23 protein-coding genes are annotated in these 20,586 nt (G+C 27.5%); 11 read left to right on the top strand and 12 right to left on the bottom strand.

The features are described from left to right. The first annotated feature begins 122 nt into the window (after window positions 1-122). Window positions 123-461: a hypothetical protein gene (locus KHQ81_05130; GenBank protein ID QVK19090.1), complete on the top strand. Its 339-nt coding sequence runs from the start codon at window positions 123-125 to the stop codon at window positions 459-461. Between the two features lie 259 nt (window positions 462-720). Here KHQ81_05130 and KHQ81_05125 read toward each other — a convergent pair whose 3' ends face one another. From KHQ81_05125 to KHQ81_05095, 7 genes are all read right to left on the bottom strand, one after another. Beyond that, a complete protein-coding gene (locus tag KHQ81_05125) occupies window positions 721-2,031 on the bottom strand; it encodes a glutathionylspermidine synthase family protein (GenBank protein QVK19089.1) in 1,311 nt (436 codons plus the stop codon). Then, window positions 2,013-3,317 carry a glutamate--cysteine ligase gene (locus KHQ81_05120; protein QVK19088.1) on the bottom strand — a complete coding sequence of 435 codons (1,305 nt, stop codon included), beginning with the start codon at window positions 3,315-3,317 and terminating at the stop codon, window positions 2,013-2,015. The genes KHQ81_05125 and KHQ81_05120 overlap by 19 nt, the downstream gene beginning before the upstream one ends. An 89-nt stretch (window positions 3,318-3,406) precedes the next feature. Beyond that, complete coding sequence (locus tag KHQ81_05115; GenBank protein QVK19087.1) at window positions 3,407-4,264, bottom strand: patatin-like phospholipase family protein; 858 nt, start codon at window positions 4,262-4,264, stop codon at window positions 3,407-3,409. 99 nt (window positions 4,265-4,363) lie between these two features. Then, the gene (locus KHQ81_05110) at window positions 4,364-6,232 is read right to left on the bottom strand and encodes a WG repeat-containing protein (GenBank protein ID QVK19086.1); all 1,869 of its coding nucleotides are present in this window, start codon (window positions 6,230-6,232) and stop codon (window positions 4,364-4,366) included. A 31-nt stretch (window positions 6,233-6,263) separates the two neighbouring features. Further along, a complete protein-coding gene (locus tag KHQ81_05105) occupies window positions 6,264-6,821 on the bottom strand; it encodes an NTP transferase domain-containing protein (GenBank protein QVK19085.1) in 558 nt (185 codons plus the stop codon). Between the two features lie 136 nt (window positions 6,822-6,957). Beyond that, window positions 6,958-7,731 (bottom strand): EFR1 family ferrodoxin, encoded by a 774-nt coding sequence (locus tag KHQ81_05100; protein QVK19084.1) that lies wholly within the window; start codon window positions 7,729-7,731, stop codon window positions 6,958-6,960. Continuing rightward, the gene (locus KHQ81_05095) at window positions 7,728-8,156 is read right to left on the bottom strand and encodes a YbaN family protein (GenBank protein ID QVK19083.1); all 429 of its coding nucleotides are present in this window, start codon (window positions 8,154-8,156) and stop codon (window positions 7,728-7,730) included. The genes KHQ81_05100 and KHQ81_05095 overlap by 4 nt, the downstream gene beginning before the upstream one ends. Before the next feature lie 201 nt (window positions 8,157-8,357). Between KHQ81_05095 and KHQ81_05090 the strand changes: the two genes are divergently transcribed. Further along, window positions 8,358-9,080 carry a class I SAM-dependent methyltransferase gene (locus KHQ81_05090; GenBank protein ID QVK19082.1) on the top strand — a complete coding sequence of 241 codons (723 nt, stop codon included), beginning with the start codon at window positions 8,358-8,360 and terminating at the stop codon, window positions 9,078-9,080. Here KHQ81_05090 and KHQ81_05085 read toward each other — a convergent pair. Further along, window positions 9,074-9,277, bottom strand: a complete 204-nt coding sequence (locus KHQ81_05085) for a DUF896 domain-containing protein (GenBank protein ID QVK19081.1) — start codon at window positions 9,275-9,277, stop codon at window positions 9,074-9,076. The genes KHQ81_05090 and KHQ81_05085 overlap by 7 nt on opposite strands. A 243-nt stretch (window positions 9,278-9,520) precedes the next feature. Between KHQ81_05085 and KHQ81_05080 the strand changes: the two genes are divergently transcribed. Beyond that, window positions 9,521-10,759: an NAD(P)/FAD-dependent oxidoreductase gene (locus tag KHQ81_05080; protein ID QVK19080.1), complete on the top strand. Its 1,239-nt coding sequence runs from the start codon at window positions 9,521-9,523 to the stop codon at window positions 10,757-10,759. Window positions 10,760-10,827: 68 nt separating this feature from the next. On the opposite strand, the gene KHQ81_05075 is transcribed toward KHQ81_05080, so the two are convergent. Next, a complete protein-coding gene (locus KHQ81_05075; GenBank protein QVK19079.1) occupies window positions 10,828-11,616 on the bottom strand; it encodes a sulfite exporter TauE/SafE family protein in 789 nt (262 codons plus the stop codon). Window positions 11,617-11,852: 236 nt separating this feature from the next. Here KHQ81_05075 and KHQ81_05070 point away from each other — a divergent pair, with 236 nt between their 5' ends. The 3 genes from KHQ81_05070 to KHQ81_05060 are packed head-to-tail and all read left to right on the top strand — an operon-like array spanning window position 11,853 to window position 13,939. Further along, entirely contained in the window at window positions 11,853-12,515 is a 663-nt protein-coding gene (locus KHQ81_05070) for a class I SAM-dependent methyltransferase (GenBank protein ID QVK19078.1), read from the top strand. Next, window positions 12,515-13,375 (top strand): phosphotransferase, encoded by an 861-nt coding sequence (locus tag KHQ81_05065; protein ID QVK19077.1) that lies wholly within the window; start codon window positions 12,515-12,517, stop codon window positions 13,373-13,375. The genes KHQ81_05070 and KHQ81_05065 overlap by 1 nt, the downstream gene beginning before the upstream one ends. Before the next feature lie 3 nt (window positions 13,376-13,378). After that, window positions 13,379-13,939, top strand: coding sequence for a histidine phosphatase family protein (locus KHQ81_05060; GenBank protein QVK19076.1), 561 nt, complete (start codon window positions 13,379-13,381; stop codon window positions 13,937-13,939). Between the two features lie 97 nt (window positions 13,940-14,036). Here the strand turns inward: KHQ81_05060 and KHQ81_05055 are convergent, their stop codons facing one another. The 3 genes from KHQ81_05055 to KHQ81_05045 are packed head-to-tail and all read right to left on the bottom strand — an operon-like array spanning window position 14,037 to window position 16,999. After that, complete coding sequence (locus KHQ81_05055; protein ID QVK19075.1) at window positions 14,037-15,047, bottom strand: electron transfer flavoprotein subunit alpha/FixB family protein; 1,011 nt, start codon at window positions 15,045-15,047, stop codon at window positions 14,037-14,039. A 12-nt stretch (window positions 15,048-15,059) separates the two neighbouring features. Then, on the bottom strand, window positions 15,060-15,845 hold the full coding sequence (locus tag KHQ81_05050) for an electron transfer flavoprotein subunit beta/FixA family protein (GenBank protein QVK19074.1): 786 nt from the start codon (window positions 15,843-15,845) through the stop codon (window positions 15,060-15,062). A gap of 14 nt (window positions 15,846-15,859) precedes the next feature. Then, on the bottom strand, window positions 15,860-16,999 hold the full coding sequence (locus KHQ81_05045; GenBank protein ID QVK19073.1) for an acyl-CoA dehydrogenase: 1,140 nt from the start codon (window positions 16,997-16,999) through the stop codon (window positions 15,860-15,862). Between the two features lie 329 nt (window positions 17,000-17,328). On the opposite strand from KHQ81_05045, the gene KHQ81_05040 reads away from it, so the two are divergent. The 5 genes from KHQ81_05040 (at window position 17,329) to KHQ81_05020 (ending at window position 20,586) form a co-directional block, all read left to right on the top strand. Further along, window positions 17,329-17,478: a hypothetical protein gene (locus KHQ81_05040; GenBank protein QVK19072.1), complete on the top strand. Its 150-nt coding sequence runs from the start codon at window positions 17,329-17,331 to the stop codon at window positions 17,476-17,478. Beyond that, window positions 17,479-17,757, top strand: a complete 279-nt coding sequence (locus KHQ81_05035) for a hypothetical protein (GenBank protein ID QVK19071.1) — start codon at window positions 17,479-17,481, stop codon at window positions 17,755-17,757. 547 nt (window positions 17,758-18,304) lie between these two features. After that, window positions 18,305-18,985 carry a response regulator transcription factor gene (locus KHQ81_05030; protein ID QVK19070.1) on the top strand — a complete coding sequence of 227 codons (681 nt, stop codon included), beginning with the start codon at window positions 18,305-18,307 and terminating at the stop codon, window positions 18,983-18,985. Further along, the gene (locus tag KHQ81_05025; GenBank protein ID QVK19069.1) at window positions 18,978-20,222 is read left to right on the top strand and encodes a HAMP domain-containing histidine kinase; all 1,245 of its coding nucleotides are present in this window, start codon (window positions 18,978-18,980) and stop codon (window positions 20,220-20,222) included. The genes KHQ81_05030 and KHQ81_05025 overlap by 8 nt, the downstream gene beginning before the upstream one ends. Window positions 20,223-20,271: 49 nt before the next feature. Continuing rightward, complete coding sequence (locus tag KHQ81_05020; GenBank protein QVK19068.1) at window positions 20,272-20,586, top strand: hypothetical protein; 315 nt, start codon at window positions 20,272-20,274, stop codon at window positions 20,584-20,586.

The following is a 20,586-nucleotide window of genomic DNA, read 5'->3' as shown; positions in this document are numbered from 1 at the left end:
CAATACCCTCATTTTAGTCAAATTGTTTCAGTTGAAGATGATGTACTTGTTATGGTAAAAAATACAACATATGTAGATAGTATAAAAAGAAATAATATTTATTATAAAAAAGGGTGAAAATTATGGGTTTAATTAAGTGTAGTGAATGTAAAAAACAATATCCTATAGAAAAAGAATTTTGCTCTAATTGTGGTTGTCCTACTATTACTACAATTAAAATGAAGAAGAAAAATGATTTTACAATTATTGGATTAATATTTATTGTTCTAGGTATATTACTCTTAATTTTAGCAATAGTATTGTTTAGAAAAAGTGAAACTTTACAATTTGAATGTTCTGATTATTTTATAATTGAATCTTATTTTCCTAAATATATTACTGACTATGATAGATGTTATGCTGAATTTTATCATAAAAAAGCAACCATAAAATTATACTCTATATATGTAATTAGTTATTAGTTTAATCGGAATTTACATAATCAATAGAAGGAAAAAATGATTTATATTACTATTATTTAAATATTTTAGAGGATAATCATGAAATGGTTTACTCGAAGAATTATGATTATTTCAATTGGATATTTCAAAAAACCGACTTCTAAGTCAGTTTTTTTCATCAAATATTTTAAATTTTGTCCCTAAAAACGGAAACCATCACAAAAATATGAGTTCTCTTTATATATAAAATCATATTTTAAAGTTCGATTAAAAATCGGACTTATTTTATAATCAAATTAGGAACCGTATAATAGCCATGTAATCCAGAAATAATATGATTCTTCCCAATTCTTGTATATAATCCGGCAAATTTCTCGTTATAAACAAATAATCCTGTAATACATTTGAATGGGCTGACTTTTATCTTATGATTTTCAAATTCAATAAAATTTCTTTCAAAAGGATGGAAATATTCTTGATATAAATAATCATTATTAAAACATTTCTTTAATTTACCTTCCCATTGTTTTCTACTAAAATCTAGTCCAACATAAACACCACGGGACCCATATAAATCACAAGGTTTAATAATATATTTATCTTTGTTTTCTAATACTTCTTCATAGACATCATAACCACCAACAAATCGCTTTGTGATTGGAATATGTTTTTTCACAAATTGTTTTTCATCAGTACTTAATAATTCAAGCGTATCCTCATCATGTAAAATTTTAAAAATTATTTTATTATGTAGTATTTGTGATTTTAGAGGTCCTATTACACATACTGCTTGGTCTTTATAAGCTTTAATAAAATCTTCTATTTCATGACTTCTATCTATCAATTCTTTTGTCACAATTCTTCGATAAATTAAATCAATTTGCTGGCTTTCATAAAATAACTTGCCGTTTATGTATTCTAGATCACGAGCATCACAAATTAGTGTATTATATCCCTTGTTTTCATAAGCTTTTTTAAACTCAATAAACTCATACGTTGTTGCACTTTCTTTAAAGTCAACAATCGCTACCGTCGGTTTTTCATCACTTAGTGAATACTCATGATATAATTTAATACTTTCATCTACCCAGGTATTGATACAATCAAGATAGTCTATTTGATAAGTATCTTTCATTTTCTTAAGAACTTTAGACTCAAGTAATATTTTTGCTAAGGTATTATCTTCATTCATAGCGGATGATCCATCAGTATTCAGTTCACAGAACTTAAATTCATCGCCATTATAAAATAGATCAAATCTTCCTATCGGGATATTAATATCATACCCATGATCTTTTAATATTAATTCTTCTAATAAAGGGGGAAACCCAAATTTTAGTCGGTAGCTAGGAGAGTCTATATACTCTTTAATGACTTTATTTCCAATAGACATTAAAGTTTTAGTAATATTTTTAAACTGCTTGATATCTTTTTCTGTAAAAAACATCGGATGGTATAAAAAGGGGATTGGTTCCCCTTTATACAATAAATTTAAATGAGTTGCTTGATTAATCATCTTTTGATAATCTGTTTCATAATCCCCATTTTTAATCAACTCAATATACATTTCATTTATACAGCTTGCATCCATATACACACCTCCCTAAATAAACCTTCTTGTATCATACACCATTCTAAAGCTTTTGATTTTCCTAGGTTCAATTGCGTTTTTGTTAATTGTTGTGGTGTTTGTTTTAATTGAATGAGATTCATCAGTGGTAATAAATATTTCTTTTCTTTATTATTTAATCCTTTATATGAAAGTGTATATAAATACTTCATAACTTCATATATACTATAGTCTTTTAAGTTCGTGTCTATCCCATACTCAACTATTTTTAGTTTAGCATTTAAAACATCTTCTATATTAATTTTTTTTAAGAATTGATATAATTCATTTACGTTTGCTTCATCATAAAACAATCCTTTAAAGAATGCAACGACTGATAAATTAAGTGGATAGGGTAGTGAATCAATCATTCGAACTTCTATAAATTTCCTTGTGCGAACATCTGGAAAAACCATTGATAACGCCTGTTCTAATTCATCTACATGATTAGGATTTAATAAATCCCTATATAAGGATTGAGATGTATTAACATCATCTCTAATAATAATCGATTGATTTAATAGGTAATTAGCGTATCCTTTATAACTAAAATCATCAGATATAGAATTTTTTATGATACCACAACGATTCTCATCACAATTATCCCAAATTTGTGAACGAATACATTGTTTAGGAAAAGTTTCTGATTCAAAAAATGGTGCATTATCAAAAAAGGTATAAAAAATAGGTGATAAAGTATTTAAAATACGATATTTTTTTTGATAATCAGATTCACTTTCATAATCTATACAAATTTGTGTAGATGCAGTTTGTTTCATCATATGATGAGCGTAAATTCCACAAGATTTAAAGTACTCATACATACGATGATATCTTCTTTTTGGGATTAAACTTACTTCATCTAAACGACTATGAACTTGATAACCTGTTGCGATTAATGTTTGATTTTTTGTCTCTAGTATTGGGATAATATCCATACATATTTTTTTATATTCAGATTCTAAAAAAGCAATTTCTTTTTCTGGTTTTAAACTAATTTCTAATTGACTTCCTGGTTCTAAAGTAATAGTCGACTGCCCTTTTTTTAAACCTACTAGATGATGTTCATCATAAATTCCATCATATCCTTTATGTAATAGATTTGTTAGTGTGCTTAAAACGCCATTTTCACCATCATATGAAATGACTTTTAAAGTCTTTTTATCAACCACAAAGTATTCAAACTCAGCACCCATCATAAAATCTCTTTTATTTTTTTCATTTTGTTTAAAATAAGCTTCTATTAATTCTATTTGATTTCTACTCACAATATCACATCCTTCAAAACCATTTTTTTCCAGTTATAATTATTATATCACATTTTTCTAAACAGAAAAAAGTTACAGACTACTGTAACTTATAATAATTCATGCTTAATAAATTGATAGACTGCTTTATAACCTTCTCTATATAAATAAATTATTTGTTCTCTACTGACCTCAAAGTCTGTTATTTTTAAACGCCCATCTGTATTAATTATGATATGTTTTTCATAACTTGTATTATCTTTATTATATTTCAAGGTATTTTGAATATCTTTAAAACTATTAAACCATTTATTTCTACTACCTTTTATTTTAAATCTTAATGTTAATTTACTTAATTCCTGATTTTTATTAATGACTGATGTAGGGATATTTCTAATAACTCCCCCATCAATAATATAATTTGATTTATGAGTTGATTTTAATTCGTAAGGGGTGTAAAAAAACGGGATTGCACAACTCATACGAATCGCTTTCGCAATTTTAAATTCCATTGGATCATAACCATATAATGGTAGGTCATCAGGAAGTAAAAGCATCCTTTTATTAGTAAAATCAGCTGCAATCATTTTAAGCTTACTCTCACCTAAGCTCATTACATCACCAAATGTTGAGATTTTTTTTTGTTTTAAAGTTTTATCTATAAACTTTTCAATAATATAACTATCATAGATTCCTTTATTTAATAATAGTGAGAGTGGTTTTCCTATATAGTTTCTTTTGGAAGTCTGTGTCTTTTGTTTGAGGAAAGAAAAGTCTTTATAAACATTTAATAAAGTAATTAGTTCATTGGCTGAAAATCCTGCGGTAATCAGTGTAGCTAGGATAGCACCACATGAAATACCGATTGCTTTATCGATATATATTCCATGGTCAGTTAATGCTTTATACGCCCCTATAAAGCTAATTCCTAATATCCCACCACCTTCAAAAAATGCATCAACTTTCAAAAAAAAACCTCCCCAAAAAAAACCTTCTTAATAAATCATATTATGTAAATATTAAAAATGTTACTAGAGTTAGGTAATTAAAAAGGGATTATCCTGGATCTAATTATGAAATGATTTCCAAAAATCATTATTGATATCAATACAATTCATAATAGATGAGAACGGAATTGAAAATGTGATATAACCTTCTGAATATGGGGCAACCTCATAAGGTTTAAATACGATATGTAGGTGATTCGTGTCAACAAAAAATAGTGGATCCTCCTTTATAATATACATCTCATCAATTAACGTGTGTTTATCTCTTTTGTGTTCAATTACCCAATTTGTTAACATCAAGTGATAATCACATTGTTCTTTAAATAAATCAAATAACTGATAAAATATACCTGTTTCTATATCAATATGGGCATATTCTTGATAGGAAAATCCATGAGCTGCCCCATACTGGTACTTATATCCTTCAATTTTAATTTGAAGTAAATTATTTAGTAAGTTAAGAACTGTAAAATCCCCATAATATTCATATTGTATATGGGTGGGTACCTCTTTTACTCGACTTAACTGTTTTAATTTTTTATTTACACTTCTGTGAATACCTATCTTTTCAATTTTAGGATAGTAAACTAAATATTGTTTATTAGGTTTATATTTTTTTGTTACAACATCAAGTGAATCATTAATTGGGATAATATAATTTGGATAATTTATAATTTGACCTTCATCATCAATATAATGCAATTCATGATCTATATTCGCTTGAATAATATGATCCATAAATTGTAATGAACCCACGCCTGATAAAATTGGTAAAGATTCAATTATTTCACCATTTAAGTCAATAAAAAATGTTTTGTTGTTCTTAGTAGCACTTGCTAGATGATTATAATAGGGTTTTATCTGTTCATATTTAAAATCCGTTAAAAATTCACCCATTTCGTTTCCAATGGCATATAATATGCCTAAGTAGGGTTTATTTTTGTTTTTTGCCAATCCTACTGCATACCGTTTTTCACCTAATGGGATTAAATGATTATATATCGGTTTAAAGAGTTCCTTCCCTTCTAAATCAATTAACCCATAGGTATTATATAATTCCTGTTCTTGATTAACTATCGCGTAATCATCTTTATAGGCATGACAAATTTGATACTGTGGATTAATAATAACTTCCCCTGTTTCATTAATATATCCACACTTGTCTTGAATTTTTATCACTAAACGTCCTTCTCCATAATTGCCTACATAAGCATAAGGATATTCCTGTAAGATGTTTCCTTCTAAATCTATTAATTGATATTTAGTAGCTTTGACCACTGCTTTATGATTATTAAAATCATTTGCCTCTTTATACTTAATTGGGATAACTACCTCACCTGCTGAATCTAGATATCCAAACAAATATTCTTTATTTACCTTATCTTTTACAACTGCACGGCTATCATGAAAGTTTCCTAAATAAGGATATCCTTTTACAGATAATATTTCTCCTCTTTCATTTATGATAAACTGCTCATTATTTAAAGTAACAATTGCCCTGTTTTCATGAAATGGTTCAATATTTTCATAGATTGGGTTTACGATATATTCTCCTTTATCATTAATCACTCCAAATAAATTATCTACTTGGACTATCGCTAGTTCATCTTTAAATTCCTCATCATGATTAAAGGTAGGTTTTATACAATATTTTCCTTTTTCATTTATATAACCCCATTTTTTACCACCAACAGCATGGATATAGGCAGGATAAAGTTTAATTTTATCTTGATTAACGATAATCCAGTCATAATTACGATATTTTAAGACTGTAGTGAATTCATTATTATTTATGACATATCGAGCAATGATTTCATCAATTTCATCATGATCCACATCTTTAAAATAAACAAGCAAATGACTAATATTATCGTTTATTTCTTTTATAAGCGCACTTTTTACTAAATGTAAAATCTTATTTTTATTCATACGCACTCCTCACTTCAAAATAGGATTTACCTTATTGATTAAATGTTCGATAAATACACAAATAATCCTCTATTGTGTCAATATCAACTAGAATTCCAGCATCATCTACCTCAATTAATGTTTGTGGTGTTTTATCTAAAATATCTTCCATTCTAATCATTTTAGTATCTAAAATAATGTCTTTATTAATTAAAATGGGATACCCCTTTTCACCTTTAAAAGTTGGAATAATCATATTTCCTTTGTGATTTAATAAATCCTCATAGGTCTTTTTTTTAACCAAAGGAAAATCACCAGGGATAATAAACACTCGACTTGTAGTAACATCTTTTAGTCCACTTTTAATTGATTCAATCATGTCTTGTTTATCATTAGGATTAAATACTGTTTCGACATGATAATATCTTGTGACGATTTTTCTAATGATTTCTTCTTTACCCCCGCATACAACAACAATTCTAGAAACATGTTGAATCATCGATTCTATACAACGTTCAAGTATGGTCTTCCCAGCGATTTCTAGGGTTAATTTAAAATCATTATTTATTGATGATAAACTATCCGCTAATATTAAACCAACTTCTTCCATATTATTCTTCCCTTCATTTATCTCTCACTTAAATATAGTTAATTTAACTCATAAATATACCTAACGGACTAGTAACTATCTAGATATAAACAAAAAAAAGAGAAGTTTATTAATCTTCTCTCCTTGATAGATTATATTAATGATTCGCTTTAAAATCACCCGTTGGTCCTTTATATCGATATTTTCCTTTAGTTATTTTTCCAATTTGAATCGATTCATTCGGACATTGATGTAAACATCGTAAACATAATATACAATTCTTATTAAAAACTACCTTTGTATCAGTAACACTAATATTATTCATTGGGCAATTCTTTTCGCATAAATGACAATGGGTACAAGTTGAATCCGCATAAAATTTATCCTTCATTTTCTTTTCAACTAGGTTATATACTCCTTTTACAGAATAAGAAATCAAATAATTAAGTGGATTTATTAAACTATACTGCTTTTTATTATTTTTTATTATTTTGATCCATTTATCGATTTTTGATAGGTGTTCAAAATCTTTAGTAATCATTTTCTTTAATGTTTTTGAATCTTTTTTCATCATAGCCAGTCCATCACTACCAGGCATTTTGATTGATAATATACCCTTAACCAAATAGCCTTTTTTCTTCAATATTTTTGAAACTATATTTAAAGATATTCCATTATAAAATCCCTTTGTAGAATAAATATATACACTTTGATTTCCTTCTGGAAATGATTTTAATACTTCTTTCACATTTTTAGGAGGATAGCAAGCATAGACAGGATAACCAAAGATTAATGTATCATAGGACTTGAAATCATGATCTTTTATTTTTTCAATGTTAAATAAATGAACATCTTCTAAATTTTGTTTAATATACCTTGCAACATACTCTGTATTTCCTGTACCACTAAAGTATATAAGTGCTATTTTCAATTTGATCGCTCCTCTTCTTTAACCGTTTGATTTGAATTACTAAATATCTTATCTTTATTCACTGTTTTTAGACTCAAAATATGCCATACTACTATAACAACAAAGAGGATGGGGAAAATTCGTAGAATCCAATTTTTACCAATAAAAAATTGGGTAATAATCGTTGGAACAATTATAAATAATAAACTACAAACTTTAAAATTTCTTGTAACTTCCCTTCTTTCAACATAACTTTCTATCTCTGGACCAAAATATCTAATTTTAATGAGTCGTGCATATAACTTTTTTGAACTATTGATATATAAAATTCCAGCTAGTATTAAAAATGGGGTTGTGGGTACAATGGGTAACATCAATCCGATAATTCCCAAAAATACAAATATTGTGCCAAATATAATTAATAAAGTTTTCTTAAAATTTTTCATTTATCTCACCTATTTATCTATTCAAATTAATTTTTAACAATCATTTTATTTTCCAAAAATTACATTCCACACTATTATATCATAAGCAAGGTTTTAAAAAATATATTAATGAATAATTTTCATTAGTTTATATGATTAAACATCAGATTATTAATATTTTAAGACAAACCTGTTATAATAATTTTAAAGGATGTGTTAACAATGGATTTTTATGACAAAATCGCTGAATATTATGATGATATTTTTATCCCAAAAGAAAATCAAGTGAACTTTATAAAAAAAGTTACAGGAGAACCTCCTAAAAAAATATTGGATATTGCCTGTGGTACCGGAAGTTATGCGATCAAATTAGCGCAATATGGTTATCATGTAACAGGGATTGATTTAGATCAAAAAATGATAGAAAAAGCAAAGTTTAAATCTAAAAAACAAAATCTAACGATTGAATTTAGTGTGAAAAATATGCTTTCCTTTAATATGGAAGAAACTTTTGATACCATTTATTGTATCGGAAATTCTTTAGTTCATCTTCAATCAAATAAAGAAATCGCCTTTTTTTTAAACCACATCAAAAGACGATTAAAATCAAATGGTACCATTATTATTCAAATAATTAACTACGACAGAATTATTAGTCAGGAAATTGATCATCTACCAACCATTCATAATAAAGAAAAACAATTAAGTTTTACTCGTAATTATCTATTAAATGAAAACAATCATAAAATAGCATTTAACACAGAACTTACGGTAGAAAATCAATCCATAAGTAACACAATTTCTTTACTCCCAATACAATCTTTTGAATTAAAAAACATACTTATAGAAGAAGGTTATTACAATATTAATCTATATGGAGATTTTTCTTTTACAGAATATGAAAAAGAGAAATCATATACTTTAGTATTAACTGCTTCTTATTGAATTGGTTTTTTAATTTCATTTCCCTTTTCATCAACAAATACAACATTATCTAAACGTTTACGAAAATGTTTACGAAATACGGTTAAATACTCATCACGCAATTTTTTTTGTTCAACCTTTTCATTATCAGTTAAGCCTTCTTTTTTGGCTTTATTCGCTAGTTCCTTTAATCGTATCATTTTTTCTTTTGACAACATGAAATTCACCTCTATACTATTATAAAACAAAATAAGATTAAGTTAAATACTCAATCTTATTTTTAACCAATTATCTATTATTATCAGTTTTCACTTTTTATTTTTATTAGATATATTATAATTATTATATTGATTAGTGATACTATTTTTGATACTTATGATATATTAATTTCTTTTAAGTTATATTTCTGATAAAATAAGGGTTGAAAAGAAATGTTTATATGTAATTAATGAGGTGTTAAAATGTTCGACGTTATTATTATTGGTGCTGGTCCTAGTGGAATGATGTGTGCTATTAGAGCAAGCCAAAATGGTAAAAAAGTATTATTATTAGAAAGAAATACTGAGATTGGTAAAAAAATGAGATTAACGGGTGGTGGAAGATGTAATATAACCAATTTAAAAGACGTTAAACAATTTATAAATAGTTTACCAGTCAAAAATGGCAGATTTTTATATAGTGCATTAAATCAATTTGATTCACAGGATATCTATCATTATTTTGAACAATTAGGTGTTCCTTTAAAAATAGAAAAAGATGATAAGGTCTTTCCACAAAGCAATCAATCACTTGATTTTATTTTAGCATTAAAAAAACAACTTGATTTATACCATGTCATTGTAAAATGCGATACAGAAGTTACAAATATTGAATTTTTACCTGATTATAAACGAGTACAGACGACAAAAGATGAATACATCGCACCTAATGTAGTCATCGCGACTGGAGGAAAAAGCTATCCTCATACAGGCTCTACAGGATTTGGTTATGATATCGCAAAAAAATTAAATCATACGCTAATCGATTTATTCCCTACTGAAAGTCCCCTTATTTCACATGATCCCCTCATTCACTCAAAAGAATTACAAGGATTATCATTTTCTGATGTGACCTTATCTTTAGTAGACGAAGAGCAAAGAGTGATTAAGTCGCATACAAGTGATTTAATCATCACGCATTTCGGATTAAGTGGACCTGCAGCATTAAAACTCAGTCAATTTGTATATCATTACTTAAAAGACCATCGAAAAGCATCTATACAAATAGATTTCTTACCTGAATTTTCATTAGAAGATCTAATTCAATTGATAAAGAAAAAAAGAAATAATGAACCACAAAAAAACTTAAAGACGATCATAAAAGATTTACTTCCAAACCGACTATTAGATTATTTATTTAAAACACAAGGGATAAGTGAACAGTTGAAGATGGCAGATATATCAAACAAACTTATTAACCAAATCACTAATTTTATTAAGAAATTTACCATTAAAGTACATGAAGTAAAACCACTCCAAGCAGCATTTGTGACAGGTGGTGGTATTTCCTTAAAAGAAATTAATCCAAAAACAATGGAGTCTAAGCTCATCCCTGGTCTTTATTTTATAGGTGAAGTATTAGATTTACACGGTTATACAGGTGGATACAATATGACTATCGCCTTAACCACTGGTCATAGTGCTGGTATGTCAATTAAATAGTTTCAATCGAAAATCAATTATTATTTTAATTGATTTTTTTTAATGAACTCAATTACTTTATAGAAAGTTTAAGTAATAATAGTAATTATCATTGTTATTGCTGCAAAAAGGTTTGTGATAGCAAAGATTTTCTTTAAATTTTTAGGTTTACTTTTAATAGCATATTTACTTCCTATTAATCCACCAATTACAGCAACAATAGTTAGTGGTATAGCAAATTGAGGATTAAAATCACCATTAATACTATGTCCCATAAATCCCATCAAAGCTGTCACTGCAACCATCGCTGATGAAGTTCCAACTGCTATTCCCATAGGGATACCACACAACATAACCATCAGTGGAATTTTAAAAGCACCACCTGAAATTCCAATAGCACCAGCAAAAAAACCTACGATAGCTGTAATGGGTATTGTAAGCCATAGATTTACAGTATACTCGTATTTTCCAAAAGTCCTATTCCAATAACCAAATTTATCACTATGTTGTATAGGTTTTTCTTTTACTGAAATAAACATAAAAATTGATATTACCACTAACAGTATAGCAAACATTAGTTTTAAAGTTGTTCCCTCAATATATCCAGCAAAATATCCTCCAACAAAAGCCATGATGTCAGTAGGAGGATCAATAATTAACGCTAGTTTCCAATCAACTTTTTTATGTTTATTAAAAACAATCATTGCCGTCACTGAAGTTGCCATCATAATCAATTGTGAAGTAGTAGCTGCTTTATGCATTGAAGTACCAGCTAATACCATTGCCAATACATAGAAGTTTCCTCCACCTTTTCCTACCATTGACATTGAAATAGCTATAACTAGTATAACGATACTCATTATTATTACTGGATTCATTCTATTCATCACCCTAATTCTACTTAATTTATTAAAAATATTTTTTTATTTAATGACATAATTACACAATCATACTATTCCTAACCTTAAGATTTGTCAAGACTTTCCATAAATTAGATTATATTAACTACTATAAATATAAACCAATTTTCATCTCAAGAATATGATAAAACAATTATTCCATTTACCAGATAAATACGGTATAATTAAGATATTAAAAATTTAGGAGGAGAATTATGGAAGAGTACAATGAAACTATACAATTTTGGAATCAGATATTTCATGAAAAAATGACTTTTAATCCTAATGATCCAATTAAGATTAAGGTGATTGAGGAAGCTTTACAATTTATGGGGAAGAATTGTTCATCAATTATTGATTATGGGTGTGGACATGGAAAAATGTTGTTAAGATGTTTGATGCTTGGAACTAATGATGTTTGTGCTATGGATATTAGTCAAAATGCGATAAAAGTAGTAGAAAAAGTAGCAAGTACCTATCAACTGCAAAATCGTGTCACTTCAAAAACAGGTGGAATAGAAGTCTTAAAAGAAGAAGACAATAAGTCTTGTTCTGGCGCTATTTTGTTTAATATACTAGACAATATGACAATTAAAGATGGTACAAGTTTAATTCATGAAATACATCGAATCATTGATGATAATGGCTATGTTCTATTAAAATTGAACCCTTATCTAACGAAAGTAGAATGTGAAGAAAATCAGTTAAAAGAAATTACGTCAGATTTTTATGTAGATTCAGAGGGACTATATTTATGGAATATTAGTGATGAATTATTAAAAACCTTACTTGATAATCTTTTTGTGATTGAAAAAGTTGTCAAAGTTAATCATGGTGTTATGACAGAACGTTTATATTATTTGAAGAAAATAAATTAATGAATAAAATAGAGACAATTATAAAAAAGGATTATACACTTCATCCACTTAGAATTGAAAAAGTTGAATCAGGAAGTGGGAGTACCTACTTAATAAAAACTTTTAAAAATCAATATATTGGAAAATTGAATAATCGAAAGAGTATTATTAATATCTATGAGAAAGTTGAACCCATACTAAATAAACAAGGAATCAATCAGTGCAAGGTTATTAGATCAAATAAAAATCTACTAACAGTTAATGATTTTGTTTTGTATACCTACATTCCTGGTTATACCTATCATCAATTTAATCCTATTCAGGAAAAGAATGCACTTTTATACATGAAAAAATATCATCAAATACTTAAAACTGTTCCTTTTGTAGAAGATGAATTACCACTTGAAAATCATTGGGATAAGATGCGTTCAATTGATTACTTAATTAATGAATTAACACCAATAACAAATGATAAGGACATCCATAAAGGAATAGATATTTTATCACAATACAAATACGTATTAAAAAACCTTCCAAAACAATTAATACATTCTGACTTAGGACCAGATAATTTTATTTTTAATCAAGATGAAGTAATATCCATCATTGATTTTACACCTGATTACAATCATGAATTATATTCTTTGGGTCATTTTATCTATTGGAACTACTTATGGGATAACCATAACATCCAAAAAATTGATTTATTAAATTATTTTCATTATTATAAAGAATATTCTGATTTAGAAGATATATTTTTGATTATATTATTACATGTTGCTTTAATACGAATTCTTGGAGTACTTATGATTGATCATAAGAAAAAAATAAATAAAAGATTAGATATATTAAGACAGTTATTGAAAATTATTGTGAGGTAAAATTTGAAGACAAACATCTATTTAGTTAGACATGCACATTCAATTTATTCTGAAGATGAATTAGGAAGACCACTTTCGAATATTGGTCATCAAATGGTTTCTAAAGTAACTAATTTACTAATTAATCATAATATTCATAAGATTATTTCTAGTCCTTATAAACGTGCCATTCAAACGATTGAGAATTTAGCATTAACAATAAATAAAGAAATTGAAATTGTTGAAGGATTTAGAGAACGTAAATTAGGTGAACTAAAAGATATTGACTTTATGGAGGCATTAAAACAAGTATGGACCGATTCATCTTTTAGTTTTCCATTAGGAGAATCTAATTTAATCGCTCAAAAAAGAGGGATTATTGCATTAAATACAATACTTAATAACTATCAAGGAAAAAATATTGTCATTGGAACCCATGGAAATATCATGGTTTTAATTATGAATTATTTTAATAATAAGATAGGTCTAGAATTTTGGAAACAGTTAAAGATGCCAGATATTTATCAATTAAGTTTTGAAGATAATATATTTATTCAACAAACTAAAATATGGACAAATGATTAAAGTATTAGTAAAATTTATAGATGCTTATATTAATTAAATAATATTATCAATAAAAAAAGGCTATCTAATGTTAATTTAGATATGCCTTTTATTAGTTTTATCTTAAATTTTTTATTTCATCTTTTAACAATGGTAAGATAGCCAAAGCATCTCCTACAATACCGACATTAGCACAATTAAAGATAGCTGCCTCAGGGTCTTTATTAATCGCTATAATAAAGTCAGATTTGTCCATTCCCGCTACATGTTGTACTGCTCCTGATATACCACAAGCAATGTATAAGCGTGGTTTTACTGTTTTACCTGTTTGACCGACTTGCATGTCTTTTGTAGCATATCCTTCATCAACAGCTGCCCGTGAGGCACCAACAACTCCACCGATTTCATTAGCTACTTCTTTTAGAATATCAAATCGATTACCAACGCCACGTCCATCAGAAATAATAATATCTGCCTTAGAAATGTCAATACCTTCTTCAACTTTTTCAATAACTTTCATTATTTTTACTTTTGAATCACTTGGAACCTCTACTGGAAATTCTATAATTTCACCGGTTCTTGATTTATCTCTTTTAGGAATATCGAATACATTTGGTCTAATCGTTGCCATTTGCGGACGATGATTAGGGCAAATAATCGTACCGAATAAGTTTCCTCCAAAAGCAGGTCTTGTTACCCATAATAATGTAGAATTCTCTTGTTCTTTATCAATCTCTAAAATTGTAGCGTCAGCTGTTAATCCTGTATTGACACGAGCAGCAACACGTGGTGCTAAGTCTCTTCCCATAACAGTTGCACCAATTAATAATGCATCTGGTTTAAACTGTTTGATAATATGTTCTAAAACAAGGGCAAAATTTTCTGTGTGGTACTCTATTAATTCATATGATTCAGTAACAATCACTTTATCAGCACCATAATAGATTAATTCCTGTGCTTTATCTTTTATTTCATTACCCATTAAAATCGCAACAACTTTATAATCTACATGATGTATTTGATTGACTAACTTTCTTGCTTCTCCAATTAATTCATAGCTAACATCCCATATTTTACCATCTCTTTGTTCAACAAATACATAAATATCTTTATATTCATCAAAATTCATACCTTTTATCTCCTAACCTACAATTTGTTTTTCTTTTAATATGTTCGTTATAAACTTTGCGGCATCATCTGAAGATAAATTGTGTTTCTCAGTCACATTAGTTACATCTTTTGTGAAAGTTTTTTTCACTTTAGTTGGTGATCCTTTTAACCCAACTTCTCCTATAGATAAACTTAAATCATCAAATGTTAAAGTCTTAATTTCCTGATTGAAGCAATCCCATATCCCTTGACAAGTCATATAACGTGGTTTATTCATTCCACTTAATGTCGTAATTAGACATGGTAATTGAACCTTTAGTATTTGATAACAATCTTCTAATGCTTTTTTGACCACAATATGATTTTCTCTTACTTCTAAGATTTCACTAACATAGGTTACTTGAGGTAGTTGTAATCTTTCAGCTGTTTGTGGTCCTACCTGAGCTGTATCACCATCAATTGCTTGTCTACCAGCAATAATTAAATCATAATCAATTGTTTTTAATGCTTTTGATAAAGTATTTGATGTTGCCCAAGTATCAGCACCAGCAAATTTACGATCACTTACTAAAATGACTTCATCAACCCCACGAGCTAATAATTCTCTTAACATCCCTTCAGACTGACTTGGTCCCATTGTCATAACGGTGACATGAGCTCCATAATGATTTTTTATTTTAAGTGCTTCTTCAACACCTGCTAAATCATCAGGATTTATAATACTCGGTACACCAGAACGTATTAACGTCCCTGTTTCTTTATCAACATTCATTTCTGTTGTATCCGGAACTTGTTTAACTAATACCACTATACGCATACTTTATTCCCCCTTTATTTCAACATATTAGCAGAGATGACCATCCGTTGAACTTCAGATGTACCTTCATATATCTCTGTTATTTTTGCATCTCTCATCATACGTTCTACTGGATATTCTCGTGTATAACCATAACCACCATGTAATTGAACTGCTTTTGTGGTAACTTCCATCGCTGTTTCAGAAGCAAATAGTTTTGCCATAGCGGCTTCTTTACTAAAGGGTAGTTTTTGGTCTTTATAATAAGCAGCACGATAAACGAGTAATCTAGCAGCATCAGTTGCTGTTTGCATATTGGCTAATTGAAACTGTGTATTTTGAAATTTAGCAAGTGCTCTTCCAAATTGTTTTCTTTGTTTTACATATTGAATGGTTTCATCAATTGCTCCTTGTGCAATTCCAAGAGCTTGTGCTGCAATTCCAATACGTCCTCCATCAAGTGTCTTCATCGCTATTTTAAATCCTTGTCCAACTTTTCCTAATAAGTTAGCTATAGGAATTCTAACATTTTTTAATATCAATTCACAGGTTGATGATCCTCTAATTCCAAGTTTTAATTCTTTTTTACCAATTGAAAAACCATCACGTTCTTTCTCAACGATAAACGCTGAAATCCCACGTGTTCCTTGTGATTTATCAGTCATCGCAAAGATGATATATATATCAGCATAACCAGCGTTTGTGATAAATATTTTTGATCCATTTAATATATAATCATCCCCATCAAGGGTAGCTATTGTTTGTTGTTCAGCTGCATCAGTACCAGCATTCGGTTCAGTTAATCCAAATGCACCTAATTTATCCCCTTTAAGAAGTGGAACTAAAAACTTATCTTTTTGTTCCTCATTCCCAAATTCATAGATGGGACTACAACATAATGAAGTATGAGCAGATAAAATAACACCTGTCGTAGCACAAACTTTACTTAATTCTTCTACAGCTAAAATATAGGATAAATTGTCTCCGCCACTTCCACCATATTCTTTAGGAAATGGAATCCCTAGCATCCCAGTTTTAATCATTTTTTTTACTGTTTCTACAGGAAAATATTCTTTTTCATCTACTTCACTAGCTAATGGTTTAACTTCATTTAACGCAAATTCCCTAAATAATTTTTGCATCAATAGATGTTTCTCTGATAATCGAAAATCCATTCTACTCCTCCTTCAATTATGTAATAGATTGACAAATGCTTCAATTAATTTCTAACTTATCTTTATTGTATGTAGTACATAAATAATAAAACTGAATTAAAATAATAATTTACTTTGTTAAATATTTCACAATATTAATTCAACTATATTCTACCCTTAGAAATTTTATCAGTCAAGTTATTTTGTTAAAAAAATCACAAAAAAATATGGAAATCATCCTAATAAAAATATTCTAAAACAAACATGACATATATTAATTGTTGTTTACTTTAACTTATATTAAAATAATTAGAGGTGATATTATTTATAATTTAAAAGAAGTTATAGAAATGACTGGTAGAAAGAATAGATCAAAATCATATGCTTTTGAGCTTACTTATGAAACAAAAATAGAGACAGTTGAGGGAATGGCAAACTATATAGAACTAAAATCCTTAGAACAGTTTTCTAAAGAAAAGTTTAGTGATTCTATAAATTAAATGATTACGAACTTAAGTATTCTAGAAAATTATTTGCCAATCAGACATGTTTCTTATAGTATTGGCGCGTTAACTATTCTAGTAGCTGAAAAACTCAAACTAACATTTACTCATAATATCAGAAATGAAGAGAAAACAATTTATGAAATAATCACAAGCCAAGTAAAATTTTCAAGTGAACTAAAAATGAAAGAAAAAAATATAGACATTAAAATAATTAGTAATTATTTAAATGAAATATCATCAAATATAAAACGAGTTACTAACCATAAGGACTAAATAAATACACAGTAGACCAACTTATAGGTTTTGATCCACTCAATACAATGAAGTATCAAAATATGATTTATTTCAAATATTTCGCCGCAATCGTAACTGGTGGATAGACAAAATATATTTTGGGAGAGAGTGTTGGGATTCTAGATAGTAACAACATTTTAATTGAAATAATAAGTACGAATTAATTAAAAAAATATGAACCAAGCAAATATATAAAGATAAATCGTCATTTTTATGACGATTTTTTTGTGGCTTATTTTAGAAAGTCCTAAATAAACCTTCATATCTTTAAAGAAACTAATTTAAATTTTGCTAACATTTTAATCATTTTCCTTATAGCGGTATGTAAATAATAAATCATCAACATATTTATTACACAATTTTAATATATCCTATTTAAACAGAAGATATAGAAATACCATTGTATGACAAAAAGTACATAACCATAGTAGTAACAATTAAACCGCAAATGCTATAAATGAACGCTTAAATTGAAATTTTAGTTGTTTAAGCAATAAATAATATCTAAAAAATAAAAGGTGATACTATGAATATTTTAGTTCTAGAGGATAACAAAGAAATTAATAATATATTAACAGAATTACTTTTAAAAAAAGGATATACTGTTTTCCCATCTTTTAATGCATTTGATGCGTTACAAGATTTTAAAAATAACTCGATTGATTGTATTTTAACCGATTTAATGCTACCTATTAAATCAGGTGAAGAGTTTATAACTGAAGTAAGGAAAACGTCAAATGTTCACATAATTATTATTTCAGCAAAAGTATCATTAGAAGAAAAACTTGAAGGATTAAGAATAGGAGCAGATGATTATTTAATTAAACCCTTTAGTTCAGAAGAAGTTTTAATAAAACTAGAAAACTATTTTAATAAAAAAAGGTCACTGGATTCTGTAAAATCTTTAAATAATGGTGAAGTTAAATTTGAAGTTGGTAAAAATAAATTAGTCATTAACTCAATTGATATTGAACTCACATCTGTAGAATACCTAATGGTTAATCTTCTTTTTGAAGAAGTGAATAAAGTTCTTACTAGAGAACAATTTCTTGATTATTTGTATAATAACGAACTTTATGTGTATGACAGAGTAGTAGACACTCATATAAAAAATATAAGACAAAAAGTGAAGAAAGTATATGATAAAACACTAATAAAAACTGTTTACGGTCTAGGTTATATGCTAGTAGGTGATTTAGATGGTTAGTTTTTCAGAAACAACAAAAAGAAAAAATATTACTATTTTATCAATTCTATTAACTGTTGTTTTTATAGTAATTAATATTTCTCTTTATATCATTAATCATAACTTTATTACTAATAAAATAAAGGAAGAGAATTCTGCTTTTCTCGTTTTATCAACTCACTTAATTAATGAAAATGAAACATCTGTCGTTATCGAGTTCATGAAACATTATTCTCATACGCATGCAGTTGAAGTTGAATTCTATAATGAAGATATGGTGATGTTGTTTTCCTCTGATATTAACAATCAATTTTTAAACAAGTATTCAATTTCCTCTGATAAAGGAATTTATTATATATTCATCGATAACACAGATAGTGTAACTGTTAACCTTGCCGATAGAAACTTTCTTTATGTGAATTTATCATTATTTATTATCTATATATTTGCGATATTTCTATTTATTAAAAATAGTAATAAATCAAGTGAAGATATTAACCATGACATAAAAAAAGTCATGACACTTATTGACAATGAATCTCCACGAAAAATCTCCTTTCACTATTCTGAGTTTAAAGAAATATACAACGACATATCAATCTACTTACAAAAAATAGATTTACTAAAAGAACAGAAAGAAATCAATATAAAGGGACTTGCTCATGATATAAAGACACCTCTCACAATCGTTTTAAATTATCTTGAAAATGTAGAAGATATAAAAAGTTACGAGAAAAACCATCAAACTGTACTTGAAGCTATAAATGATATTAGTAATCTAATAAATGATTTAATAGATGAGAATTATAATCGATCCTTCAGAGAAATTAATCTCGCATATATATTAGAAGAAATAATACAGAGGTATGATTCTATATTTGCTTCGAAAGGGATAAAAATAAACTATAAGAATGAAGTTGATCTTTTAGTAAATTGGAGTAAAAGAGATTTTACAAGAGTAATCGAAAATATTTTATCTAATGCTTATTACTATTCCTATCCTAATACAATCCTCGAGATAAATACCTATAAAGACGAGAATATTCATATAGAATTTATAAATGAGGGTAATCATATTTCTAGTTCAAACCTTATCAAAATTTTTGACAAGGGATTTAGAAATAAACGGACTTCTGCTTCAAATAGAAATGGTAAAGGATTAGGATTGTATATTTCAAGACTAATTTTAAACTCTATTTCTGGTGATATTAAAGCAGAATCTATTGGTAATAAAAATAAGTTTGAAATTATAATATAAGTTCATATTTCTGACATATTTTTATTTTATTATATAGTTGGGTGATAAAATGAAAGGAAAAAAAATTATATTCTTTTGTATCTTACTTGTTTCAGTGAGTTATTTAATTGGATCATTCATTATTTGTGGATTCAATACAATGCCTATAATGTATCATCATTATTACAGAAAAACATTTAATTATTGGTATCTACCAAATAATATCTTTATTTGGCTAGGATTAGTTTCTATTATAATTTTGTTAATATTAAGTTCTTATAGTAAAAAAGAAAGAAAAGCCCTTGAAATCTTGGAAAAAAGACTATCAACTGGTGAGATTAGTATTGAAGAGTTCAAAGAAATCTCTAAAGAACTTAAAAAATAA

The sequence above is a fragment of the Mycoplasmatota bacterium genome (assembly GCA_018394295.1).
In the GTDB taxonomy this organism is placed as follows: Bacteria; Bacillota_I; Bacilli_A; order Haloplasmatales; family Haloplasmataceae; genus JAENYC01.
Note: the sequence above shows the minus strand (reverse complement) of the source record. Positions and strands in the feature narration are given on the sequence as shown.